We start from the raw sequence: 22,934 nt of genomic DNA, 5'->3' as shown, positions 1-22,934 counted from the left end.
CGCATCGACGAGAGATCGCCGTCGGTATTAGATATTGGAGAGAGTGCGGCGGCGAGTGAAAACTATCAGGTAGGCCAGAGAAATAAGCAAGCCGGCTGCCACGCCGCCCAAAGTGATCAATGACCGTTTGGGCTTGCTCTTGCGCTCAGGCGGTGTGGCTGGGTCGACAACCTGGAATAGTAAGCCTTCGCGACTTTCATCTAATTTGGCCAATTCGAACTGGCGGGAATAGATCTCGAAGAGTGTTTCCTGGTATTTGAATTCGCGGTACGCTCCAACGTAGTCTTGATTTCCAGTACTGTCGGTCGGCTGCTCTATCGAGCTAAGTTGTGCTCTCAAACTCGAGAGCGCGGCCGCTTGCTGCTGTACTTCCACCGCGTTTTCGTTTAGCGTGCGGCGCATCGCCTGCAACCGCACCTCGGCTGCTGCTATAAGTGCTTTGGTACGGCCATATGATTCCGCTGCAAACTTGGGCTCGTTCTTCAGGGCCCCTGCGTTGATACCCGACTTCTGCAGCGCGATTTGCGCTTGGCTTAAACGGTCGCGCGCGGTATTCAGATGCTGTTCGAAGAATGTGCGCCGCTGTTGTGCCTCAGTCAAGGCGAGCCCATTGCTTAACGTGCGCAATTCCGAAATGAATGCGTTCGCCATGTCAGCCGCACGTTTCGGATCAGTGTCATCAACCTCTATGACAATTAGATTGTCCTTCTTGCCCTGAGTGATGTGAAGCCGCTGCCAGAGTTCTTTGCGAGTAGCCGCCCGATAATCCTTATCGTAGAGTTCCTGAAGATTGAATTTGTCGACGATGCGATCGGCGACTGTCACGCTTTGCAACAGGGAGACATATTGGTCAATAGGTGTTCTAACCCCCGTCGCGGCACCGGCGATGGATGACAGTGCGCCGAGCGATGCCAAGGCAGCTGCGGCGGGACCCTGCTGCGGCTGTGGACTGATGAAGGCTGCGCGCGCTGTGAATACTGGCGGGATGATGAACGCTGCACCGAGACCCACAGCTCCGCCGACGAGGGCGCCTATCGCAAGTCGCCTCCAATTCGGTAGAAGAAGGGCCACGTAATTGAAGTCCCGCGAACTGTCCGTCGGGTCTGCGCCGAGGTCTTGCAAATCTGCACTGCTCATGGAATTCAGTTGCGGATGGTTTTAAGGGCAGCGGCGCCAATGCCGAACTGATACAAGATCTGTGTCCAGTCCTTTGCTTCTTGGATGAAGGTCGTTTTATTCAGCTCTTCTGGTACGAAAACCGTATCGCCCGGCAACGCTGCCAGATTCGCAAGCGAGCCTCCCCCAAACCAACCGCTGCTGGACTGCCTGGCACTGATGACACTGCCGTTGGCGCGCAGAACGAACATGCTTCCGCTATCGGCACCACGGGTGGGGCCGCCGGCGAGTTTCACGATGTCGTTGATAGATTCACCGCGCTTCAGCAGGTAACTGCCACCGTTAAACACGCTGCCGAACACACCGACCGTATTGGGGCGCGGGGGGACGTACAAGCGGTCACCGTCCTCTACGACCAGGGCCGGCAGCTTGCTTGAGGCGTCCGTGAGGTCCAGCACGACGCGACCCGTCGGACGCACGGCTCGCAGGCGTTCAATCAGTCGCGTGGTCCCAGCTTGCTTCTGACTTAAGGCGGCCGCTTCATCGGCTGAGCTCACCTTTTGAGTGGAAGTGTTCCGAGTGAAATCGGTTTCCAGATCGCGGAGCGCGCGATCGTATTGCGCTTCTTGAACCTTGCGCACGGTCTCCCGAGACAATTCGGTGCCGAATAGATAGGCATCTGAAGTCAGCCCTCCAGCTGCTTGCACAGCATCGACCAAGGTGCTGACGGGGGGCAGAACGTAGTCGCCAGGTCGTCCGACCTCGCCTTCTACTCGAATGCGCTTGTACTGTTTGGCCTGCGGAAGTACAGCGGCAACGCCGTTGAACGCGCGCACGACATCACCGCTGCTCAAACGCTGAGTGCCGTCAGCTGGCAGAAGCAACTCGACCACGCGGCGATCATTGCGTTCACTGAGCCGCTCAATCGCGACGCGCCTGGTGTCGGCAACCGTTGACAACCCGCCGACATAGGCAATGGCGTCATTCACTGTCTCCCCGCCTTTAAGCTCGACTATTGCGGGTCGATTCACGCTGCCAATCATGGCCACCTGTGCGCCGACAGGGCCGACGTGGAGCACGTCATCGGCTTGCAGCGGCAGATCGCCCTTCTTGTCGCCCTGAACGAGCAAGTCATAGAGATCGAATCGGGCAACCAACTGCCCGCCACGGCGCAACTCAATGTTGCGGAAGCTGCCCGCCGAAGAAGGCCCGCCAGCCTGCGCCAGGCCAGTCATCACGGTTGCCAAGCTACTGACGCTGTAGGCGCCTGGTTTGGCGATGAAGCCGGTTACGTAAAAGCGAATGCTTCGCAGGCGGCCAAGCGTGGCGCTGAGCTGGAAATTCTTGAAAACCTGCCCTACGCGCCGCGTCAGCAGTTCATTGAGATCGGCATGCCGCACGCCCGCAACGACCACAGGACCGACGCGCGGGATGACGATGCGACCCGAACGGTCAACTGTCAGCCGCAGATCCGCATCCACGGCGCCCCAGATCGTCAGTTGAATTTCGTCCCCAAGGCCCACCACATAGTCGGACGGCACTTGGCGATTTGCTTCAATTGAAGCGATGGTCCGAGTCGGCAGCATCAAATCGCCGCCCAGGCGCTGTATAGGTACCCCGGCCAGTTCGCTTGCGTACGCTTCAAACTCGCTGGGAGGCGTCACTTTCAGTGGCGGCATGGCGCGCTGGGGCGTCACAACACCATCGTCGACACCGGCTGATTTGGTGAGTTCGTCCTGAGCAGCGGCCGGACGCGGTGGTCCGGACCCTAATCGCACTGGCCCGGAAACGCCGGAGCTCTGACTGTCAGTGTCCGTTACGTCGGCCGGTGCTGCCGTGGCGGTCGCGGTGCAAGTGAAGAGGGTAGCCGCCAGGAGGCTGGAAAGTAGATGCCGCGAGGGTTTCATCGTGAGTCTGTCAGGAGAGCGGCGCGCTATGCCGCTGGGCCACCTTGCGGAAAGGTGGCGGATGAAAGGTGGCGGATTCTAGAGGGCCTGTGCTCGCGCCCACTAGGTGGCGGCCGTTCACTAAACTATCGCCAATGCTCTATCTTCTTGTGTCCTTCTTTGTGGCTGCCCTGGTGACCTTGTTGGTCATCCACTCTTCGCGCAGTCACGCCCATCTGTCCGCTGATGCTGACCTCTCTGGCCCTCAGAAGTTCCATGCCGCGCCCGTTCCGCGCATCGGCGGAATGGGAATGTTCACCGGCTTGCTGTGTTGCGTCGCCGTTGCATTCATGGCTGGGCACGCCGACTGGATGTTTGGCGCGCTGCTGCTGTTTTGCGGGCTGCCCGCCTTCCTCGCCGGCCTGGTCGAGGATCTGACCAAGCGGGTCTCGCCGGGAAAGCGTCTACTGGCCACGGCGGTGTCCGCCGCCCTGGGAATCTGGCTGGCGGGCGCGGCGATCACGAAAACCGACATTCCGGGGCTGGATCTGCTGGTTTCCACGGCAATCGGAGCCTGGATCGCTACCATCTTCACCGTCGCGGGCGTGGCCAATTCAGTCAACATCATCGATGGCTTCAATGGCCTGTCGTCAATGTGTGTGAGCCTGATGCTGCTGGTGTTCGCCTATGTGGCTTACCAAGTGGGTGACGTCACGTTGGCCCTGTGGGCGCTGGCAGGCGTCGGTGCCGCGCTCGGATTCTTCGTCTGGAACTTCCCGGCCGGCCTTATCTTCCTTGGAGACGGCGGCGCCTACTTCCTTGGCTTCTACCTTGCTGAAATCGGCATCTTGCTGACCGCCCGCAATGCCGAGGTGTCGCCGCTCTTCCCGCTGATGGTCTGCATCTATCCGGTGTTTGAGACGGTTTTTTCCATCTACCGGCGCAAGATCGTCCGGGACGTGCCGCCGGGCCTGCCGGACGGCATTCACTTGCATTCACTGATCTACCGCCGCCTGATGCGCTGGGCCATCGGCGCACGCGATGCCCGAGCTATGACGCGGCGCAACTCAATGACAGCGCCGTATCTTTGGATGTTGTGCGTCTCATCCCTGGTGCCCGCTTTGATGTTCTGGGACTCCACGCCGCTGATCGCAGCATGCATGGTGCTTTTCGGGCTGACCTACGTGGCCCTGTATCGCCGCATCGTCCGCTTCAAGACGCCGAAATGGCTGGTCGTCAACCGCTGAAACGCCCAAAACGCCCAGGCGGGCGATAATCGGCGGCTATGAGCGAAAACGCCTCCCCGTCCGTGCAAGCCGATATTGCGGACATCGAGTCGGCCCCCCCGGCCCGGTTCGACACCCTTCCCCTCGACCCCAAGCTGATCCGCGCGGTCGCCGATTCCGGCTATCTGACGATGACGCCCATCCAGGCCAAGGCGATCCCTATCGTGTTGGCTGGCAAGGACGTCATGGGCGCGGCGCAGACCGGCACGGGCAAAACTGCCGCCTTCTCGATCCCGTTGCTGCAGCGCATGCTGAAGCACGAGAACCCGAGCGTGTCGCCGGCCCGCCATCCGGTGCGGGCCCTTGTGCTGGCGCCCACGCGTGAGTTGGCCGACCAGGTCGCCGAGAACGTCAAGAAGTACGCCAAGCACACGCATCTGCGCTCCACCGTGGTCTTCGGCGGCATCGACATGAAGCCGCAGACGGCGACGCTCAAGGCGGGTGTCGAGGTGCTGATCGCGACGCCGGGCCGCTTGCTGGACCACATCGAGGCCAAGAACTGCGTGCTCAACCAGGTCGAGTATGTCGTGCTCGACGAGGCTGACCGCATGCTGGACATCGGCTTCCTGCCGGACCTGCAACGCATCCTGAGCTACCTGCCCAAGACGCGCCAGACCCTGCTGTTCTCGGCGACGTTCTCGCCCGAGATCAAGCGGCTGGCGCAAAGCTATCTGCAGGACCCCATCCTGGTCGAAACGGCGCGACCCAACCAGACCGCGTCGACCGTGGAGCAGCGCTTCATCGCGGTGACCGACGACGACAAGCGGGCGGTGGTGAAGCAAATCCTGAAGGAGCGTTCGATCTCCCAGGCCATCGTCTTCGTGAACTCCAAGCTCGGCGCCGCCCGCCTGGCGCGCACCTTCGAGCGCGACGGTCTGCGCACGGCCGCGCTGCACGGCGACAAGTCGCAGGACGAGCGCCTGAAGTCACTGGACTCGTTCAAGCGCGGCGAAGTCGATCTGCTGGTCGCGACGGACGTGGCCGCACGCGGCCTGGACATCGCCGATCTGCCGGCCGTCTTCAACTTCGACGTGCCCTTCAACGCCGAGGATTACGTCCACCGCATCGGCCGCACCGGTCGCGCCGGGGCTTCCGGCCTGGCCGTCACGCTGGTGGCCAAGTCCGATGCGCGCCTGGTGGCTGACATCGAGAAGCTGATCAAGCGCAAGATCGAACTGGACGCCTTCGAACTGCAGGACAGCCGTCCGCCGCGCTTTGAGCGTCGGCCCGTGGAAGAAGACGAAGCGCCCGCAGCTGCCGCACGGCCCGCGCCGCGTGCCGCCTTCCGTCCGCCGGCGCCGCCCAAGGACCCGTTCTTCGACAAGCCCTACGAGTCCAGTACCAGTGGTGAGCCGCCGGCCTGGGAGAAGGCCAAGGCTGCGGCCGCGCCGGTCAAGGGCTTGTCCAGCTACATCAAGCCCAAGAAGCAGGTCGCCGCGCTGTTCGGTGCCAAGCGTGCGGCGGAGCCTGCCGAGTCCTAAGCCAAGATGGAGAAGACCGCAGGGATGCGGTCGGGCAGGGTGGTGCGGTTGGACCGCCAGTCGGCCACAGTGGCGGTTTGCGTCCAGCCGCCCGGCAGCGTCAGCCCCACGCTGATGGACAGCCGGGTGCCGGGCTTGAGCGCCGACAGCAGCGCCTGGCGCAGCGGCTCGTTGCGATAGGGCGTCTCGATCAGCAACTGGGTCTGCTGCTGGCGCGCCGATGCCGCTTCCAGCTCGCGGATGCGCGCCGTCCTCGCGGGCGCGTCCACCGGCAGATAGCCCACGAAGGCAAAGCTCTGCCCGTTCAGGCCGCTGGCCGCCAACGCCAGCAGCAGCGAGCTGGGCCCGGACATGGGCACGACCTCGATGCCGGCCTCGTGCGCCAGCGCCACCAGGCGTGCGCCAGGGTCGGCCACGGCGGGCAGGCCGGCTTCCGAGATCAGGCCGAGGTCGTGGCCCGCCAGCGCGGGGTCCAGCAGCGCCAGCCAGGCCACGCCGTCATCACCACCGCCCCTGCCGCCCTTGGGTGGGCGCGGCAGCTCGGCAATCTGCAGCGCTTGCAGCGGCTGGGCCAGTGGCGCGATCGCGTCGACCCGCTTCAGCAGCGAGCGTGTCGTTTTCGCGTTCTCGGCCGCCCAGTGCGTCAGTCGCGCCGCCGTCTCGATGACGCGCTGCGGCAGCACCTCGCGCAGGTCCAGCGAATCGTCCACGCCGAAGTCCAGCGTGTTGGGCATCAGGATCAGTTTTCCGGTTGTCATGCGAGTGGGTCCAGGCCGGCGCGGCGCAGCAGCGCGCAGGTGCGGATCAGCGGCAGGCCGATCAGCGCGGTCGGGTCGTCGGATTCGACGGCCTCCAGCAGCGCCACGCCCAGACTTTCGACCTTGGCGCTGCCGGCGCAGTCATAGGGTGTGTCGGCGCGCAGGTAAGTCTCGATCGCCGCGTCGCTCAGCGCGCGAAAGCGCACCCGCACCTCGGCGCGTTCGATGGCCGCGAGGCCGGGCGCGACGATGGCCACCGCGGTCTGGAAGACCACCTGCCGTCCGCTCATGCGCTGCAGTTGCATCACCGCGCGCTCATGCGTGCCGGGCTTGCCGATGGCCTCGCCGTCCAGGTCGGCCACCTGGTCAGAGCCGATGACCACGGCGCCCGGATGCCTGGCTGCCACGGCCCGCGCCTTGGCCAGCGCCAGCCGTTCGGCCAGTGCCGCCGGTGCCTCGCCGGGCAGGGCGGATTCATCGACCTCGGGGGCGATGGCCTCGAAGGGCAGGTGCAGCCGGGCCAGCAATTCCTGTCGGTAGCGCGAGGTCGAGGCGAGGATCAATGCGGGCATCGGGGCATTCTCCCCCGCCTAAACTCCTGACCATGAAATCGCGCGCCTTTGTTCCCGAGAAGCTCGACATCGCGGCCCTGGCTCACGACGACGCCAGCCTGCAAGGTGAATGGCCTGCGGCATCGCTGCAGCGCTTGGCCGACTCGGCTGCGCCCGAGACGCCCGCCAGCGGCTGGCCCGCGCTGCACTGGAGCCTGCACGGCGAGATCCGCCAGCCCAAGGCGGCGACGCCGCAGACCTGGCTGCACCTCACCGCATCGGCGCAGGTCGCGCTGACGTGCCAGCGCTGCCTGAAGCCGGTGCATGAAGACATCGCCATCGACCGCTGGATCCGCTTCGTCGACACCGAGGCCGAGGCGGCTGCGCTGGACGTGGACAGCGACGATGACGTGCTGGCCTTGCCGCGCCACATGGACGCCCGCGAACTCATCGAGGATGAGCTGCTGCTGGCGCTGCCGCTGGTGCCCCGCCACGAGGTCTGCCCGGAGCCGCTGGCGCATATCGACGAGCCGGGCGAGCCCGAGCTGGAAGAGCGGCCCAACCCCTTCGCGGCGCTGGCGTCGCTGAAGCGCCAGAAAAACTGATTCGCCATGCGCCACGCCGCCTTGTCGACCTCGAACACGCGGCGGTGTTGGTGCTCAAGGCATTCGGTGCTACACTCGTGGGCTTTTCTGCGGTCTGGAGTTCGAGCTTTGATCTCACTCCCCGGGGCAGTGCCCCAAAGTCCGCCCCCGAACCCCGCAGAGTCTGGAGAATTTCATGGCTGTTCAGCAAAACAAGAAGTCGCCTTCCAAGCGCGGCATGCACCGTTCGCACAATGCCCTGGTCACCCCGGGTACGGCCATCGAGCCGACCACCGGCGAAGTGCACCTGCGTCACCACATCAGCCCCACCGGTTTCTACCGTGGCCGCAAGGTGCTGAAGAGCAAGGCCGACGCGGCCTGATGGTGCCCGGTGCCGCTCGCCGCGGCGCCACCCGACCGATGAATCTGCCGACCCGGCCTGCGTACCGCGCAGGGCCGGGTTTGGTCTTTGTGGCTCACAAAAACCACTGATATGACCGCAGTACCCCTGTCCGAACCGATACACTTGGCCGTCGACTGCATGGGCGGCGACCACGGCCCCTCGGTCACGCTGCCAGCCTGTCGCGCCTTTCTCGACAAGCATCCCGGCGCCGAACTCATCCTCGTCGGCAAGCCGGAGGAGCTGACCGCCGCGTCGGCCTGGCCGCGCTGCCGCGTCGTCGCGGCCAGCGAGGTCGTCACGATGGACGACCCCATCGAGGTGGCGCTGCGCCGCAAGCGCGATTCGTCGATGCGCGTCGCCATCCAGCAGCTCAAGGCGGACCGCGACGGCAGCCCGGCGCTGGCCCACGCCTGCGTGTCTGCCGGCAACACCGGCGCGCTGATGGCCGTGGCCCGCTACCTGCTGAAGACGCTGGACGGCATCGACCGCCCCGCGATCGCCACCGTCATGCCCAACCAGCGCGGCCGCTTCACGACCGTGCTGGACCTCGGCGCCAATGTCGACTGCACGGCCGAACACCTGCTGCAGTTCGCCGTCATGGGCAGCGCGCTGGTGTCCGCCGTCGAGGGCAATGAGGAGCCCAGCGTGGGCCTGCTCAACATCGGTGAAGAGGCCATCAAGGGCAGCGAGACCATCAAGCAGGCCGGCGAGCTGCTGCGCACGGCAGGCGCCGCGGGCCAGCTGAACTTCTTTGGCAACGTCGAAGGCAACGACATCTACAAGGGCACGACGGACATCGTCGTCTGCGACGGTTTCGTCGGCAACGTCATGCTGAAGACCTCCGAGGGCCTGGCAACCATGATCGGCGCCTTCATCAGGGAAGAGTTCAGCCGCAACCTGATGACCAAGTTCGTCGCATTGCTGGCCCTGCCCATCCTGACGGCGTTCAAGAACCGCGTGGACCACCGCCGCTTCAACGGCGCGGCGCTGCTGGGCCTGCGCGGCCTGGTCTTCAAGAGCCATGGCTCGGCCGATGCCTTTGCCTTCGAGCAGGCCTTGGCGCGCGCTTATGATGCCGCCCGCAACCGGCTGCTTGACCGGGTCCACGACCGCATCGTCGCCACGCTGCAAGCCAAGGCGAGCGATGCTGGAGACAACGCGGCGAACTCCGTCGCGCAGGCTGCATGAGCCCCACTGGAATTCATACCCCCCGCTACTCCCGCATCCTCGGCACCGGCAGCTTCCTGCCCGCCGACCGCGTGACCAACCAGGACCTGGCTGCGCGTCTCGCGGCCGATGGCATCGAGACCTCGGACGAGTGGATCGTCGAGCGCACCGGCATACGCGCCCGCCATTTCGCGGCGCCGGACGAGGCGGCCAGCGATCTGGCCTTCCCGGCGGCGCAGGCTGCGCTGGAGGCCGCCGGCATCACCGCCGCGGAGCTCGACCTCATCATCGTCGCGACGTCCACGCCCGACATGGTCTTCCCGTCGACCGCCTGCCTGCTGCAGAGGAAGCTGGGCGTCTTCGGCTGCGCGGCCTTTGACGTGCAGGCCGTCTGCTCCGGCTTCATCTACGCCCTCAGCGTGGCCGACGCGATGATCAAGAGCGGCGCGGCCACCAAGGCGTTGGTCATCGGTGCCGAAGTGTTCTCGCGCATCCTGGACTTCAAGGACCGTACCACCTGCGTGCTGTTTGGCGACGGCGCCGGTGCCGTCGTGCTGGGTGCCAGCGAAGAGCCCGGCATCCTCGCGACCGAGTTGCATGCCGACGCGCGCCATGTCGACATCCTGTGCACGCCCGGCACCGTGTCCGGCGGCCAGGTCATCGGCACGCCGCTGCTGAAGATGGACGGCCAGGCGGTCTTCAAGCTCGCCGTCGGCGTGCTGGAGAAGGTCGCCCGCTCGGTGCTCGACAAGGCCGGCATGACCGATGCCGACATCGACTGGCTGATCCCGCACCAGGCCAACATCCGCATCATGCAGGGCACGGCCAAGAAGCTGAAGATGGACCTGGGCAAGCTGGTCGTCACCGTCGACGAGCACGGCAACACGTCTGCCGCCTCCGTTCCGCTGGCGCTGGACGTCGCCGTGCGCAGCGGCCGCATCCAGCGTGGCGACACCGTCATGCTGGAAGGCGTGGGCGGCGGCTTCACCTGGGGCGCGGCCCTGTTGAAGTACTGAGCGTCCAGACGCTGCCGGCCCGGCACTCTCGACCGCGACTGAACTGGAACTGAATCTATGACTGCACCTTTCGCCGTTGTCTTTCCCGGCCAAGGCTCGCAGGCCGTCGGCATGCTCGACGCCTGGGGCGACCATCCGGAAGTCCGCCTTGTCCTCGAAGAAGCCTCCGCCGCGCTTGGCGAGGACATCGGCGCGCTGATCCACGCCGGCCCGAAAGAGCTGCTGGACCTGACCACCAACACCCAGCCCGTCATGCTCACGGCCGGCATCGCCTGCTGGCGCGCCTTCGTTGCCGAGACGGGCGCTGTGCCCGTCGCCGCGGCCGGCCATTCGCTGGGCGAATACACGGCCCTGGTCGCTGCCGGCGCGTTGAGCCTGGCCGATGCGTTGCCGCTGGTGCGCTTTCGTGCGCAGGCGATGCAGGAGGCCGTGCCGGTGGGCGCTGGCGCGATGTACGCCATCCTGGGCCTGGACGGCGATGCCGTGCGCGCCGGCTGCGCACAGGCCGCTGCCGAGACGGGTGAGGCCATCGAGGCGGTCAACTTCAACGACCCCAAGCAGACGGTGATCGCGGGCAGCAAGGCCGGCGCCGACAAGGCCGCCGAGATCCTGAAGGCCGCGGGCGCCAAGCGCGCGCTGCCGCTGCCGGTATCGGCACCGTTCCACTCCAGCCTGATGAGGCCGGCGGCCGAGCGACTCAAGGAGAAGCTCGCGTCGGTGCAATTCCATACGGCCGCCTTCCCGGTCGTCAACAACATCGACGTGGCCGTCACCGACAACGTCGATGCGCTGCGTGACGCGTTGTACCGTCAGGCCTTCGGCCCGGTGCGCTGGGTCGAGGTCGTGCAGGCCCTGAAGGGCCATGGGGTGGTCCACCTCATCGAAGCCGGCCCCGGCAAGGTGCTCAGCGGCATGGCCAAGCGCATCGACGCCGAGCTGCAGGCCGCCTGCGTGTTCGACCCCGCCTCGCTCGCCGAGGCTCGCAATCTGCTGGGAGGCGGCTGATGACTGAATCTGCAAGCAAAGGCGTCGCCCTGGTCACTGGCGCCAGCCGCGGCATCGGCCGCGCCATCGCGCTGGCCCTCGCCAACGACGGCTGGCGCGTCATCGGCACCGCGACCAGCGAGTCCGGCGCCGCCGGCATCACCGAGGCGCTGTCTGCCCAGGGTGGCCGCGGCATCGTGCTGAACGTGACCGACGCCGCCGCCAGCCAGGCCGCAGTGGACGACATCGTCGCCAAGGACGGTGGGCTGCACCTGCTGGTCAACAACGCCGGCATCACGCGCGACGGGCTGTCCATGCGCATGAAGGACGACGACTGGGATGCCGTCGTCGACACCAACCTGAAGGCGGTCTTCCGCCTCGCCCGCGCGGCCACCAAGCCGATGATGAAGCAGCGCGGCGGGCGCATCGTCAACATCACGTCCGTCGTCGGCGCCTCCGGCAACGCCGGCCAGGCCAACTACGCCGCGGCCAAGGCCGGCGTGGCGGGGCTGACCCGGTCGCTGGCCCGTGAGCTGGGCAGCCGCAACATCACGGTCAACTGCATCGCGCCGGGCTTCATCGCCACCGACATGACCGAGGTGCTGCCCGAGGCCCAGAAGGCCGCGCTGCTGGCGCAGATCCCGCTGGGCCGTCTGGGCGCACCCGAGGAAATCGCCGCGGCCGTCGTCTTCCTGGCGTCACCGGGCGGTGCTTACATCACGGGCACCGAGCTGCACGTCAACGGCGGCATGTTCATGGGCTGATTTGGCCCGGGCGCACCGATTTAGGGGCGCCCATCTAGAGCCCGTAGAATGTTGGGCTGTTTTCTGCAAACCCCTCCTGGAGGAGTGTCATGAGCGATATCGAAGCACGAGTCAAGAAAATCATCGCCGAGCAACTCGGCGTGGCGGAAGCCGACGTCACCAACGAGAAAGCCTTTGTGGCTGACCTGGGCGCCGATTCTCTGGACACCGTGGAACTGGTGATGGCCCTCGAAGACGAGTTCGGCATCGAGATCCCGGACGAAGAGGCCGAGAAGATCACCACCGTACAGCTGGCGATCGACTACGCCGTCAAGCACCAGAAGGCCTGAGCGCCTTCTTTCCCCTCTCGCAACTCTGATCCGCACCGCATGAGCCGTCGCCGTGTCGTCGTCACCGGGCTTGGCCTGATCAGTCCTGTCGGCAATACCGTTGCCGAGGGCTGGGCCAACATCCTCGCCGGGCGTTCCGGTATCGCCACCGTCACCCGCTTTGATGCCAGCAACCTGGCATGCCACTTCGCGGGTGAGGTCAAGGGCTTCAACATCGAGGACTACATCCCCGCGAAAGAAGCCCGGCACATGGATGGTTTCATCCATTACGGTCTGGCGGCGGCCTTCCAGGCGGTGCGGGATTCCGGCATCCCCACCGGCGATCAACTGACCGAAGAACAGGCCGAGCGCATCGGCGTGCTGGTGGGTTCGGGCATCGGCGGCCTGCCGCTGATCGAAGACACCCACACCGAGCTGATGAACCGCGGCCCCCGCCGCATCTCGCCGTTCTTCATCCCGGCCTCGATCATCAACATGATTTCGGGCCACGTCTCCATCAACTTCGGCTTCCAGGGACCCAACCTGGCGATCGTGACGGCCTGTACCACGGGCTTGCACGCGATCGGCGAAGCCGGCCGCCTCATCGAGTACGGCGATGCCGACGTGATGATCGCGGGCGGTGCCGAAGGTGCGGTGTCGCCGCTGGGCATCGGCGGCTTCGCGGCCGCGCGAGCCCTGTCGACCCGCAACGACGACCCCGCGACCGCGTCCCGCCCCTGGGACAAGGACCGCGACGGTTTCGTGCTGGGTGAAGGCGCGGGCGTGCTGGTGCTCGAAGAGTACGAACACGCCAAGAAGCGCGGCGCCAAGATCTATTGCGAGCTGGTCGGTTTCGGCATGGGTGCGGACGCTTACCACATGACCGCGCCCAATGTCGACGGCCCCAAGCGCTCCATGCGCGCGGCGCTGCGAAACGCGGGCATGAACCCCGACCAGGTTCAGTACATGAACGCGCACGGCACCTCCACGCCGCTGGGCGACGTGAACGAGACCAACGCGATCAAGCTGGCCTTCGGGGATCACGCCAAGAACATGGTCATCAGCTCGACCAAGTCCATGACCGGCCACCTGTTGGGCGGTGCGGGCGGTATCGAGTCGGTGTTCACGGCGCTGGCCATCCACGACCAGGTCGCGCCGCCGACGATCAACATCTTCAACCAGGATCCCGAGTGCGACCTGGACTACTGCGCCAACGAGGCGCGGCCGATGAAGATCCAGGTCGCCGCGAAGAACAACTTTGGCTTCGGCGGCACCAACGGCACGCTGATCTTCAAGCGCGTCTGACGACGCGGGCGCCCGGCGATGCGCCGCACGCCGCCGGTCGTGGTGCCACTCGGGCCGCAACCCGTGGTGCAAGCCATCGTGGCGTTGATCGCGATGCTCGCATCCAGCGGGCTGGCCGCCTGGGCCCTCGGTCACCATGCCAATTCGTGGCCTGCTCTGCTGGCCATCCCTTTCGTCGGCCTCTGGGCTTGGCGCGCCGCCGCCGTGCTGCCGCGTCGGCTGCGCTGGGATGGTCAGGCGTGGTGGCTGCTTGAGCCTGGCCATGACGACGAAACCACCGTTCGACTTGCCGTGCTGATCGATCTCGACTCCTGGCTGCTGTTGCGCGCCTGCCCCGGCCCGCGCTGGCTGCCACTGTCGCGCGGCCAGTTGGCCGCGCACTGGCCCGCGCTGCGCGCGACGCTGTTCGCCGCGCCGCAGGGGCCGCGGTGAACGACGCTGACGCCGACGCGCTGCTGGTCCGCGAGGCCCAGAACGGCAGCCGGCCGGCCTTCGACATGCTGGTGTTGAAGTACCAGCGTCGCGTCGAGCGCCTGCTGTCGCGCAGCGTGCGCGACCCCGCCGACGTGGCCGACCTCTGCCAGGAGACCTTCCTGGCCGCCTACCGCGCGCTGCCGGCCTTTCGCGGCGACAGCGCTTTCTACACCTGGGTCTACCGCATCGCCATCAATGCGGCCAACCGTCATCACGGCCAACGCGCCCGCCAGCGGCCGGTCGAATTCTTGGACGACGACGGTGAGGGAACTTTCGGCACCGATGCGTCTCCAAGCGACGATGCGACCCCCGAAGCCCTGCTTGCCAGCCGCCAGTTGGCGCGCGAGCTGGATGACGCGGTCGCCGCCCTGGCCGAAGACCAGCGCCGCGCGCTGCTGCTGAGAGAGGTGGATGGCTTGAGCTACGACGAGATCGGCGATCTGATGAACTGCCCCCCGGGCACCGTGCGCTCGCGCATCTTCCGCGCCCGCGAGGCTGTCGCCGCGCGGCTGCGGCCGCTGCTGGGTGGGGGAGGGTGGCGATGATCGAGCCCACCGACGATGCGCTGAACGAGGCCTTGTCCGCCGTCATGGACGGCCGCGCCAAGCCGGCCGACTGGGCGGGCGTGAACGCCGCCTGGGCGCAGGACCCTGGTTTGCGCGAGCGCTGGGCGCTTTGGCATGCCGCCGCCGACGGCCTGCGTTCGGCTGAACTGCCTGCGCTGCACCGCGAGCCCAAGGCGCTGCTCGACGCGCTGCATGCGCAGATGCCGGCGCCCGTCATTGAGCACCCGCGCCGCGGCGACTGGTTCGCGCCCATCGCAGTCGCGGCCGGCTTCGTGGTCGTGGCCATCGGAATTGGTGCGCTGCGCCCCGCGCCCGCGCCAGACGCCGTCTTGGCCGCTGCGCCGATTGCAACACCGCGCGCGCAAGGGCTTAGCGGCATGAGCTTTGCGCAGACGGCCGCAGGCCGTACGCTGCCCGCCGTGGGCGCGGCGCGCGAAGCGCCTCCGGAGATCATCGACTGGGGCCTCGCCCTGCCGGAACCTGCGGCTTCGCGGCCCCTTCCTTGAAGTGCCGCGGCGCTGCCCCATCTGTTGTGTCCGTCCTGCCTTCATCGCTCTGCTGAATCCCTGGAACCCCCATGCACGCTGAGAACCGCCTCCACCCATCCCGCGCGCGCTTCCTGCTTTCCAGCACGGCGCTGGCGCTTGCACTGAGCCTGGGCCAGGCGCCCGCCACGGCGCAGCCGCGCGAGCTGCCGGACTTCGCCGAACTGGTCGAGCGCGTCGGCCCCGCGGTGGTCAACATCCGCACCTCCGAGAAGGTCAAGGTGCCTGAAGGCCAGGCGGAGATGAACGAGCAGATGCAGGAGTTCTTCCGCCGCTTCGGCATTCCCGTGCCCAACCAGCGCCGCGGTGCCCCGCGCGGCGGCGGCACGCCGGACGAGGACGGCCCCATGCGCCGCGGCGTCGGCTCCGGCTTCATCCTCAGCGCCGACGGCTACGTGCTGACGAATGCCCACGTCGTGCAGGGCGCCGACGAGGTCATCGTCACGCTGACCGACAAGCGTGAGCTGAAGGCCAAGCTGATTGGTGCCGACCAGCGCTCCGATGTCGCCGTCGTCAAGGTCGAGGCTGCAGGCCTGCCGTTCGTCAAGGTCGGCGACAGCAACAAGGCCAGGGTCGGCGAATGGGTCATGGCCATCGGCTCGCCCTTCGGCCTGGAGAACACCGTGACGGCCGGCATCATCAGCGCCAAGCAGCGCGACACCGGCGACCTGCTGCCGCTGATCCAGACCGACGTGGCCATCAACCCCGGCAACTCCGGCGGCCCGCTGGTCAACATGCGCGGCGAGGTCATCGGCATCAACTCGCAGATCTACAGCCAGAACGGCGGCTACATGGGCATCTCGTTCGCGATCCCCATCGCCGATGCCATCCGCGTGGCCGACGAGCTGCGCGCCGGTGGTCGGGTCGTGCGCGGCTACCTGGGCGTGCTGCCGGATGACATCACCAAGGAGATCGCCGAGGCCATCGGCCTGGGCAAGCCGCAGGGCGCGGTGATCCGCTCGGTGGTGGCGGGCAGCCCGGCCGAGAAGGCAGGCGTGGAGGGCGGCGACGTCGTCACCAAGGTGGACGGCAAGGTGGTGGACAAGGCGGCCGACCTGCGCCGCCTGGTGGCTGCCGTGAAGCCCGGCGCCAAGACGACGCTGACGGTGTTCCGCCGCGGCGCGTTCAAGGATCTGGTCGTCACGCTGGGCGAGGACGAGCGCAGCAAGCGCCCGGGCAGCGCCAGCGAGCCCGCCGAACCTCCTGCAGCGACCGGCCCTAGCGCCGCGCTGGGCTTGAAGGTGTCGGAGCTGACGGAGGTCCAGCGCAAGGAGTTGAAGCTCAAGTCGGGCGTCAAGGTCGACGGCGCCACCGGTGCCGCGGCCCGCGCCGGGCTGCGCGAGGGCGACCTGATCCTGTCGGTCGACAACGTGGAGGTGGCCACGGTCAAGGCCTTCCAGGCGCAGATCGCCAAGGCCGAGAAGGCCAAGGTCATCAACCTGGTTGTGCGGCGCGACGACGTCGTCAGTTTCGTGCTGCTGAAGCCGGCCCGCTGACCCTGTGAAAAAACTCAGCCGGGAAGTCGGGCTTTCCGCGATGCGGCAAGCCCGTCGGTGCCGCGCAAAAAGGTTGTCCACCGTTTCTGGAAGTTGGCGCCGGCTAACTTCGGACGGGACGTTGGGATTGTTTGCGTCAGCCGCTAAAATGCGGGCCTGACGACGCGCAAACGGAGTGTCCAGCAATGGAATCGCCGTCCGCCTGCAGTGCCTGGATTTGATCCACAGGTGATCCACAAGGACTTGTGGATAAGCTGTGGTTAAAATCCTTGTTGGCAGCCTGCAACGGCCGGAAAACCAATGCTGGTGCGGTTTCCCGGCTGGGCCTTTTGGCTACAATGAAGGCCCAACAAGCAGTTGCCATACCTTTTGTTGGAAGGCACGTCGCCTCTTTCGACGTGCCTTTTTTTTAGCTTCAGCATGCCGCTTCGCGGCTTCACATCGCTTCGCGATATGAGCTTGCGCTGCAAGGGCTCCCGCCCCTTGTCTTTCACTTCGCAGCGCGGCCCAGGACCACATGAACCACATCCGCAACTTTTCCATCATTGCCCACATCGACCACGGCAAGAGCACGCTGGCCGACCGCATCATTCAGCGCTGCGGCGGCTTGACTGACCGCGAGATGGAAGCGCAGGTGCTGGACTCGATGGACCTGGAGCGCGAGCGCGGCATCACGATCAAGGCCCAGACCGCGGCGCTGCAATACAAGGCCAAGGACGGCCAGGTCTACAACCTGAACCTGATCGACACGCCCGGGCACGTGGACTTCTCTTATGAAGTCAGCCGCTCGCTGTCGGCCTGCGAAGGCGCGCTGCTGGTCGTCGACGCGAGCCAGGGCGTCGAGGCGCAGACGGTCGCCAACTGCTACACGGCACTGGACCTCGGCGTCGAAGTCGTGCCGGTGCTGAACAAGATGGACTTGCCGTCCGCCGATCCGGACAACGCCAAGGCAGAGATCGAGGATGTCATCGGCATCGACGCCGACGACGCCATCCCCTGCTCGGCCAAGACGGGCATGGGCATCGACGAGATCATCGAAGCCGTCATCGCCCGCATGCCGCCGCCGCGCGGCAACCCGACGGCCGCGCCGCGGGCCATGATCATCGACGCCTGGTTCGACAACTACGTCGGCGTGGTCATGCTGGTGCGCGTCGTCGACGGCGAGCTGCGCAAGGGCGAGCGCATCCGCATGATGAACACCAACACGGTGTACCCCATCGAGCACATGGGCGTGTTCACGCCCAAGAGCGAGAACCGCGACGGCCTGAAGGCCGGCGAGGTCGGCTTCATCATCTGCGGCATCAAGGAATTGGCCGCAGCCAAGGTGGGCGACACGGTCACGCTGGAAAAGAAGCTGCCCAACAACGCCGGCCCGGCGACGGAGGCGCTGCCCGGCTTCAAGGAAATCCAGCCGCAGGTCTTTGCCGGCCTGTACCCGACCGAGGCCAGCGAGTACGACCAGTTGCGCGACGCACTGGAAAAGCTCAGCCTCAACGACTCCTCGCTGCGCTACGAGCCCGAGGTCAGCCAGGCGCTGGGCTTCGGTTTCCGCTGCGGCTTCCTGGGCCTGCTGCACATGGAGATCGTGCAGGAGCGCCTGGAGCGCGAGTTCGACCAGGACCTGGTGACCACCGCGCCCAGCGTCATCTACGAGGTGGAGCTGAACGACGGCGAGGTCATCCAGGTCGAGAACCCGTCCAAGATGCCCGAGATCGGCCGCATGAAGGAAATCCGCGAGCCCATCGTGACGGTGCACCTTTACATGCCGCAGGACTACGTCGGCGTCGTCATGACGCTGGCCAACCAGAAGCGCGGCGTGCAGCTGAACATGGCCTACCACGGCAAGCAGGTCATGCTGACCTACGAGATCCCGCTGGCCGAGATCGTGCTGGACTTCTTCGACAAGCTGAAATCCGCCAGCCGCGGCTACGCGTCCATGGACTACGAGTTCAAGGAGTACCGCGCGGCCGACGTCGTCAAGGTCGACATCATGATCAACGGCGAGCGGGTCGACCCGCTATCCATGATCGTGCACCGCAGCCAGAGCCAGTACCGCGGCCGCGGCGTGGCCGCCAAGATGCGCGAGCAGATCCCGCGCCAGATGTACGACGTGGCCATCCAGGCCGCCATCGGCGCCAACATCATCGCCCGCGAGAACATCAAGGCGCTGCGCAAGAACGTGCTGGCAAAATGCTATGGCGGTGACATCACCCGCAAACGCAAGCTGCTGGAAAAGCAAAAGGCCGGCAAGAAGCGCATGAAGCAGATCGGTTCGGTCGAAGTGCCTCAAGAGGCCTTCCTCGCCATCCTGCAAGTCGATGACTGAACCTCACTGCTCCAATCTCCAGCCTTGAAAACTTCCCTGATGAGTGCACTGACCGGTGTTTTGTACGCGGCCCTGGTGGCCTATCTGGGCGGCTGGTACGTGGGGCGCTGGAGCGGCAACTTTGCGCTGCTGCTCTTCGTGCTGACGTCCGTGACGCTGTTCTATTGGCTGGCCGAGCGCTTCCATTTCGCGCCTGCCCGCCGCGCCGCGGCCGACGCACTGCTGGCCAATGACGCCAAGCGCCGCGAGGCGCTGGCCGCGCAGGGCATCAGCCGCGTGGACGGCGACGTGGAGCCGGCCCGCCAGCAGATCCTGCAGCAGCCCTGGTGGCTGGACTGGACCGCCGGCCTGTTCCCGGTGATCCTGGTCGTCTTCCTGCTGCGCAGCTTCCTGTTTGAGCCGTTCAAGATCCCGTCCGGCTCCATGGTGCCGACGCTGCTGGTGGGCGACCTCATCCTCGTCAACAAGTTCCACTACGGCATCCGCCTGCCGGTGCTGAACAAGAAGATCATCCCCAACAACGACGTCAAGCGTGGCGACGTGATGGTCTTCCGCTACCCCGAAGACCCCAGCACCGACTTCATCAAGCGCGTCGCCGGCATCCCGGGCGACGAGGTGAGCTACATCAACCAGAAGCTCTACATCAACGGCCAGCTCGCGCCGCTGCAGCCGCAAGGCAATTTCTACGACGAGGACGCCCGCGTCTACCGCCAGCGTTTCCTGGAGAAGCTGGGCGACAAGGAGCACCAGATCCTGGTGCAGCCGGAGGCCCAGCGCTTTTTCCGCGCCGACCGCGCCGACGGTCCCTTCCCGTTCAACGAGAACTGCCGCTACACCATCGAAGGCGTGACCTGCAAGGTGCCGGCCGGCCACTACTACATGCTGGGCGACAACCGCGACAACTCGCGCGACTCGCGCTTCTGGGGGTTCGTGCCCGATGAAAACATCGTCGGCAGGGCCTTCTTGGTGTGGATGAATTTCGGTAACCTCAAGCGCGTCGGTACCTTCTTCAATTGAATGTCCAGATGAGCCCCTGCCGCAGCCCCTCGCCGTCTTCATCGCCACGCCACCAGCGCGGCCTGTCGTTGATCGGTCTCCTGTTCTGGGGCGGCGTCATCGCCGTCCTGGCCGTCGTCGGCATGAAGGTCTTCCCGACCGTGCTCGAGTACTACACCGTGCAGCGGGTCGTCGACCGCATCGCAGCCACCAACCCCGCGACCGTGCCGGCCGTGCGGCAGGCTTTCGACCACTCCACCCAGGTCGAGTATTCCGTTCAGAGCATCAAGTCCAGCGACCTGGTCGTCAGCAAGGATGCCAACGACAAGCTGGTCATCGAGTTCGCGTGGGACAAGGAGATCGACCTCGCCGGGCCGGTCTATCTGCTGATCAAGTACCGGGGCAAGTCGCGTTGAACCCAGCCCCGCGCCGATGAACGCCGCGCTGGACGACCTGCAACGCCGCCTCGGTCACCGTTTCCAGCGGCCGGAGTTGCTGGCGCGGGCCCTCACGCACCGCAGCTACGGTGCCGACCACAACGAGCGCCTGGAATTCCTCGGTGACGCCGTGCTCAGTCTGGCCGTGTCCAGCCTGCTGTATGAGCGCTATGCCGGCTCCGACGAGGGCGACCTGACCCGCGTGCGCGCCCACCTGGTGCGCGAGGACAGCCTGCACAAGCTCGGCCTGGCGCTGGGGCTGCCGGCCGTGCTGAGGATGTCCGACGGCGAGGCCCGCGGCGGCGGCGCGCAGCGGCCGTCCATCCTGGCCGACGCCGTGGAAGCCGTGCTGGGCGCCGCCTACATCGATGCCGGCTACGACGCGGCCTTGGGCATCGTGCGCCGCTTGCTCGCCGAAACCATCGCCACGGCCGCCAGCGCCGGCGACTTTGGCAAGGATGCCAAGACCGCTTTGCAGGAATGGCTGCAGGCGCGCCGCATTGCCGTCCCAACTTACCGTATCGTCGCGACACGCGGGCAGGCGCATGCCCAGACCTTCGAGGTCGAGTGCGCGGTGCCGGCGCTGGACGTGGCCGAACTGGGCGAAGGTCGCTCACGCCGTACTGCCGAGCAGGAGGCTGCCCGCCGCCTGCTGGACCGACTCACCGCCGAACGAGGCCACCCATGAACACCGACGCAGTTCCTCCCGCCGCCACCGCTGACGGCCCAGCCCAGCGCTGTGGCCTCATTGCCATCGTCGGTCGGCCCAACGTCGGCAAGTCCACGCTGCTGAACGCCCTTGTGGGTCAGAAGGTCAGCATCACCTCCGACAAGGCGCAGACCACGCGCCACCGCATCACCGGCGTGCGCACCGTCGACGAGGCGCAGTTCGTCTTCGTTGACACCCCCGGCTTCCAGACCAAGCACAACGCCGCGCTGAACCGCACGCTGAACCGCACCGTGCACGGCGTGCTGGCCGACGTCGACCTGGTGCTGTTCGTCGTCGAGGCCGGCCGCTTCGGGCTGGATGACGCCAAGGTGCTGAGCCTGCTGCCCGAGGACAAACCGGTCGTGCTGATCGCCAACAAGCTGGACGCCGTGCACCGCCGCGCGGAGCTGGCGCCCTGGCTCAAGGGCATGCAGGAGCGCCGCAACTTCACCGAGTTCGTGCCGCTGTCGGCCAAGAAGGAGGCTGACGTGACGCGCCTCTTCAAGATCCTCAAGCCCTACCTGCCCGAGCAGGGCTGGTTCTACGACCAGGACGCGCTGACCGACCGCAGCGAGAAATTCCTCGCCAGCGAAATCATCCGCGAGAAGCTGTTCCGCCTGACCGGCGACGAGCTGCCCTACACCTCCACCGTCATCATCGACAAATGGGAAGACGAGGGCGAGCTGCGCCGCATCAGCGCCAGCATCGTCGTCGAGCGCGACGCCCACAAGGGCATGATCATCGGCCAGGGCGGCGAGCGCCTGAAGCGCATCGGCTCGGAGTCGCGCCAGGAGCTGGAGCATCTGATGGATGGCCGCGTCTTCCTGGAGCTTTGGGTCAAGGTGCGCTCGGGCTGGGCGGACACGGAAGAGCATCTGCGCAGCTACGGGTACGAATGACGCAATGAGGCTGACGCGCCCGCCGGCGGTCCAGGCTGCCTACGTGCTGCACCAGCACGACTGGAGCGAGTCCAGCCTCATCCTCGACTTGTTCACGCGCGAGTCGGGCCGCGTTGCAGTCGCGGCCAAGGGGGCCAAGCGGCCCTACTCGCAGCTGCGCGCCGTGCTGCTGCCGCTGCAGCGCATCTCGGTCAGCCTCTCCAAGCCGGCGAAATCGGCTTCAGGCGAGGGCGGCGAGGTGCAGACGCTGCGCAGCGCCGAGTGGGGCGGCGGCGCCACGCTGCCCGCCGGCGCCGCGCTGTTCTCAGGCTACTACCTGAACGAACTGCTGCTGAAGCTGCTGGCCCGCCACGACCCGCATCCGCAGCTCTTCGACGCCTATGCCGATGCCCTCGCGCACCTCAGCGAGGGCGACGCGGTGCTACGGGCCTTCGAGTTGAAGCTGCTGGCAGAGCTGGGCCTGCTGCCCGACCTCAGCGTCGTCACGCCCACGCAAGCGCCCATCGATCCGGCGCGCCGCTACCAGCTGTCGCCCGAGTCGGGCGTCGTCCCACCGACCAGCGACGCCAGCCTGCCCGGCGCGTTGCTGGTCCAGCTGCAGGCTGCGCTGCTGCACGGCAGCATGGCGGCGCTGCGCCAGGCCTGCGCCACCGCGCCCCAGGGCCTGAAGACGGTGCTGCGCGGCCTGCTCCATTTCCAGCTGGGCCACCAACCGCTGCGCACGCGCGCGTTGATGGTGGACGTGCAGCAACTGCTCGAACGCTGACACCGCAAGCGGGCGGCGCTAGGGGTGACCCTAGCCAGGGTTGGCGCGGAAATAGGGGCAGACGCAGCTTTCGGCCGCGCGGGGCGCTCCGAACAATGCAGCGCATGGGCT

General features: G+C 66.3%; 24 protein-coding genes. 20 read left to right on the top strand and 4 right to left on the bottom strand.

Features of this window, described 5'->3' with window-relative positions:
* Positions 1-27: 27 nt before the first annotated feature.
* Both AC1D29_RS26545 and AC1D29_RS26540 read right to left on the bottom strand, forming a co-directional pair.
* The gene (locus AC1D29_RS26545; RefSeq protein ID WP_477903200.1) at positions 28-1,137 is read right to left on the bottom strand and encodes a GumC domain-containing protein; all 1,110 of its coding nucleotides are present in this window, start codon (positions 1,135-1,137) and stop codon (positions 28-30) included.
* 5 nt (positions 1,138-1,142) lie between these two features.
* On the bottom strand, positions 1,143-2,795 hold the full coding sequence (locus AC1D29_RS26540) for an SLBB domain-containing protein (protein ID WP_477903198.1): 1,653 nt from the start codon (positions 2,793-2,795) through the stop codon (positions 1,143-1,145).
* Positions 2,796-3,157: 362 nt separating this feature from the next.
* Here AC1D29_RS26540 and AC1D29_RS26535 point away from each other — a divergent pair, with 362 nt between their 5' ends.
* The gene (locus AC1D29_RS26535) at positions 3,158-4,249 is read left to right on the top strand and encodes an MraY family glycosyltransferase (protein ID WP_477903196.1); all 1,092 of its coding nucleotides are present in this window, start codon (positions 3,158-3,160) and stop codon (positions 4,247-4,249) included.
* Positions 4,250-4,287: 38 nt separating this feature from the next.
* Positions 4,288-5,769, top strand: a complete 1,482-nt coding sequence (locus AC1D29_RS26530; RefSeq protein ID WP_477903194.1) for a DEAD/DEAH box helicase — start codon at positions 4,288-4,290, stop codon at positions 5,767-5,769.
* On the opposite strand, the gene AC1D29_RS26525 is transcribed toward AC1D29_RS26530, so the two are convergent.
* The gene (locus AC1D29_RS26525) at positions 5,766-6,527 is read right to left on the bottom strand and encodes an SAM-dependent methyltransferase (RefSeq protein WP_477903192.1); all 762 of its coding nucleotides are present in this window, start codon (positions 6,525-6,527) and stop codon (positions 5,766-5,768) included. The genes AC1D29_RS26530 and AC1D29_RS26525 overlap by 4 nt on opposite strands.
* Entirely contained in the window at positions 6,524-7,099 is a 576-nt protein-coding gene (locus AC1D29_RS26520) for a Maf family nucleotide pyrophosphatase (RefSeq protein ID WP_477903190.1), read from the bottom strand. The genes AC1D29_RS26525 and AC1D29_RS26520 overlap by 4 nt, the downstream gene beginning before the upstream one ends.
* 32 nt (positions 7,100-7,131) lie before the next feature.
* On the opposite strand from AC1D29_RS26520, the gene AC1D29_RS26515 reads away from it, so the two are divergent.
* From AC1D29_RS26515 to recO, 18 genes are all read left to right on the top strand, one after another.
* On the top strand, positions 7,132-7,683 hold the full coding sequence (locus tag AC1D29_RS26515; protein WP_477903188.1) for a YceD family protein: 552 nt from the start codon (positions 7,132-7,134) through the stop codon (positions 7,681-7,683).
* Positions 7,684-7,858: 175 nt separating this feature from the next.
* The gene (rpmF, locus tag AC1D29_RS26510; protein WP_056876082.1) at positions 7,859-8,044 is read left to right on the top strand and encodes a 50S ribosomal protein L32; all 186 of its coding nucleotides are present in this window, start codon (positions 7,859-7,861) and stop codon (positions 8,042-8,044) included.
* A 111-nt stretch (positions 8,045-8,155) separates the two neighbouring features.
* Positions 8,156-9,253, top strand: a complete 1,098-nt coding sequence (gene plsX, locus AC1D29_RS26505) for a phosphate acyltransferase PlsX (RefSeq protein ID WP_477903185.1) — start codon at positions 8,156-8,158, stop codon at positions 9,251-9,253.
* A complete protein-coding gene (locus AC1D29_RS26500; RefSeq protein WP_477903183.1) occupies positions 9,250-10,248 on the top strand; it encodes a beta-ketoacyl-ACP synthase III in 999 nt (332 codons plus the stop codon). Before plsX ends, AC1D29_RS26500 begins: the two co-directional genes overlap by 4 nt.
* Before the next feature lie 57 nt (positions 10,249-10,305).
* Positions 10,306-11,253, top strand: coding sequence for an ACP S-malonyltransferase (fabD, locus tag AC1D29_RS26495; RefSeq protein WP_477903181.1), 948 nt, complete (start codon positions 10,306-10,308; stop codon positions 11,251-11,253).
* A complete protein-coding gene (gene fabG / locus AC1D29_RS26490; protein ID WP_477903179.1) occupies positions 11,253-11,996 on the top strand; it encodes a 3-oxoacyl-ACP reductase FabG in 744 nt (247 codons plus the stop codon). The genes fabD and fabG overlap by 1 nt, the downstream gene beginning before the upstream one ends.
* Positions 11,997-12,085: 89 nt before the next feature.
* Positions 12,086-12,325, top strand: coding sequence for an acyl carrier protein (gene acpP / locus AC1D29_RS26485; RefSeq protein WP_056204266.1), 240 nt, complete (start codon positions 12,086-12,088; stop codon positions 12,323-12,325).
* Between the two features lie 39 nt (positions 12,326-12,364).
* On the top strand, positions 12,365-13,609 hold the full coding sequence (gene fabF / locus AC1D29_RS26480; protein WP_477903177.1) for a beta-ketoacyl-ACP synthase II: 1,245 nt from the start codon (positions 12,365-12,367) through the stop codon (positions 13,607-13,609).
* A gap of 66 nt (positions 13,610-13,675) precedes the next feature.
* The gene (locus tag AC1D29_RS26475) at positions 13,676-14,041 is read left to right on the top strand and encodes a hypothetical protein (protein WP_477903175.1); all 366 of its coding nucleotides are present in this window, start codon (positions 13,676-13,678) and stop codon (positions 14,039-14,041) included.
* A complete protein-coding gene (locus AC1D29_RS26470; protein WP_477903173.1) occupies positions 14,038-14,628 on the top strand; it encodes a sigma-70 family RNA polymerase sigma factor in 591 nt (196 codons plus the stop codon). The genes AC1D29_RS26475 and AC1D29_RS26470 overlap by 4 nt, the downstream gene beginning before the upstream one ends.
* Positions 14,625-15,155 (top strand): RseA family anti-sigma factor, encoded by a 531-nt coding sequence (locus tag AC1D29_RS26465; protein ID WP_477903171.1) that lies wholly within the window; start codon positions 14,625-14,627, stop codon positions 15,153-15,155. Before AC1D29_RS26470 ends, AC1D29_RS26465 begins: the two co-directional genes overlap by 4 nt.
* A gap of 71 nt (positions 15,156-15,226) precedes the next feature.
* A complete protein-coding gene (locus AC1D29_RS26460; RefSeq protein ID WP_477903169.1) occupies positions 15,227-16,690 on the top strand; it encodes a Do family serine endopeptidase in 1,464 nt (487 codons plus the stop codon).
* A gap of 517 nt (positions 16,691-17,207) precedes the next feature.
* On the top strand, positions 17,208-19,016 hold the full coding sequence (gene lepA / locus AC1D29_RS26455; RefSeq protein ID WP_477903167.1) for a translation elongation factor 4: 1,809 nt from the start codon (positions 17,208-17,210) through the stop codon (positions 19,014-19,016).
* Between the two features lie 39 nt (positions 19,017-19,055).
* Positions 19,056-20,033, top strand: coding sequence for a signal peptidase I (lepB, locus tag AC1D29_RS26450; protein ID WP_477903165.1), 978 nt, complete (start codon positions 19,056-19,058; stop codon positions 20,031-20,033).
* Positions 20,034-20,041: 8 nt separating this feature from the next.
* Positions 20,042-20,428 carry a DUF4845 domain-containing protein gene (locus AC1D29_RS26445; RefSeq protein WP_477903163.1) on the top strand — a complete coding sequence of 129 codons (387 nt, stop codon included), beginning with the start codon at positions 20,042-20,044 and terminating at the stop codon, positions 20,426-20,428.
* Between the two features lie 16 nt (positions 20,429-20,444).
* Positions 20,445-21,137 (top strand): ribonuclease III, encoded by a 693-nt coding sequence (rnc, locus tag AC1D29_RS26440; protein WP_477903161.1) that lies wholly within the window; start codon positions 20,445-20,447, stop codon positions 21,135-21,137.
* Entirely contained in the window at positions 21,134-22,057 is a 924-nt protein-coding gene (era, locus tag AC1D29_RS26435) for a GTPase Era (protein WP_477903159.1), read from the top strand. Before rnc ends, era begins: the two co-directional genes overlap by 4 nt.
* A gap of 4 nt (positions 22,058-22,061) precedes the next feature.
* A complete protein-coding gene (gene recO, locus AC1D29_RS26430; RefSeq protein WP_477903157.1) occupies positions 22,062-22,823 on the top strand; it encodes a DNA repair protein RecO in 762 nt (253 codons plus the stop codon).
* Positions 22,824-22,934: the final 111 nt, after the last annotated feature.

This window comes from Roseateles sp. P1_C6 (genome assembly GCF_056406315.1).
Note: the sequence above shows the minus strand (reverse complement) of the source record. Positions and strands in the feature narration are given on the sequence as shown.

Coding starts and splice junctions, on each gene's coding strand:
- AC1D29_RS26545 (WP_477903200.1), bottom strand. CDS start 1,137: ATGAGCAGTGCAGATTTGCAAGACCTCGGCGCAGACCCGACGGACAGT.
- AC1D29_RS26540 (WP_477903198.1), bottom strand. CDS start 2,795: ATGCCGCCACTGAAAGTGACGCCTCCCAGCGAGTTTGAAGCGTACGCA.
- AC1D29_RS26535 (WP_477903196.1), top strand. CDS start 3,158: ATGCTCTATCTTCTTGTGTCCTTCTTTGTGGCTGCCCTGGTGACCTTG.
- AC1D29_RS26530 (WP_477903194.1), top strand. CDS start 4,288: ATGAGCGAAAACGCCTCCCCGTCCGTGCAAGCCGATATTGCGGACATC.
- AC1D29_RS26525 (WP_477903192.1), bottom strand. CDS start 6,527: ATGACAACCGGAAAACTGATCCTGATGCCCAACACGCTGGACTTCGGC.
- AC1D29_RS26520 (WP_477903190.1), bottom strand. CDS start 7,099: ATGCCCGCATTGATCCTCGCCTCGACCTCGCGCTACCGACAGGAATTG.
- AC1D29_RS26515 (WP_477903188.1), top strand. CDS start 7,132: ATGAAATCGCGCGCCTTTGTTCCCGAGAAGCTCGACATCGCGGCCCTG.
- rpmF (WP_056876082.1), top strand. CDS start 7,859: ATGGCTGTTCAGCAAAACAAGAAGTCGCCTTCCAAGCGCGGCATGCAC.
- plsX (WP_477903185.1), top strand. CDS start 8,156: ATGACCGCAGTACCCCTGTCCGAACCGATACACTTGGCCGTCGACTGC.
- AC1D29_RS26500 (WP_477903183.1), top strand. CDS start 9,250: ATGAGCCCCACTGGAATTCATACCCCCCGCTACTCCCGCATCCTCGGC.
- fabD (WP_477903181.1), top strand. CDS start 10,306: ATGACTGCACCTTTCGCCGTTGTCTTTCCCGGCCAAGGCTCGCAGGCC.
- fabG (WP_477903179.1), top strand. CDS start 11,253: ATGACTGAATCTGCAAGCAAAGGCGTCGCCCTGGTCACTGGCGCCAGC.
- acpP (WP_056204266.1), top strand. CDS start 12,086: ATGAGCGATATCGAAGCACGAGTCAAGAAAATCATCGCCGAGCAACTC.
- fabF (WP_477903177.1), top strand. CDS start 12,365: ATGAGCCGTCGCCGTGTCGTCGTCACCGGGCTTGGCCTGATCAGTCCT.
- AC1D29_RS26465 (WP_477903171.1), top strand. CDS start 14,625: ATGATCGAGCCCACCGACGATGCGCTGAACGAGGCCTTGTCCGCCGTC.
- AC1D29_RS26460 (WP_477903169.1), top strand. CDS start 15,227: ATGCACGCTGAGAACCGCCTCCACCCATCCCGCGCGCGCTTCCTGCTT.
- lepA (WP_477903167.1), top strand. CDS start 17,208: ATGAACCACATCCGCAACTTTTCCATCATTGCCCACATCGACCACGGC.
- lepB (WP_477903165.1), top strand. CDS start 19,056: ATGAGTGCACTGACCGGTGTTTTGTACGCGGCCCTGGTGGCCTATCTG.
- AC1D29_RS26445 (WP_477903163.1), top strand. CDS start 20,042: ATGAGCCCCTGCCGCAGCCCCTCGCCGTCTTCATCGCCACGCCACCAG.
- rnc (WP_477903161.1), top strand. CDS start 20,445: ATGAACGCCGCGCTGGACGACCTGCAACGCCGCCTCGGTCACCGTTTC.
- era (WP_477903159.1), top strand. CDS start 21,134: ATGAACACCGACGCAGTTCCTCCCGCCGCCACCGCTGACGGCCCAGCC.
- recO (WP_477903157.1), top strand. CDS start 22,062: ATGAGGCTGACGCGCCCGCCGGCGGTCCAGGCTGCCTACGTGCTGCAC.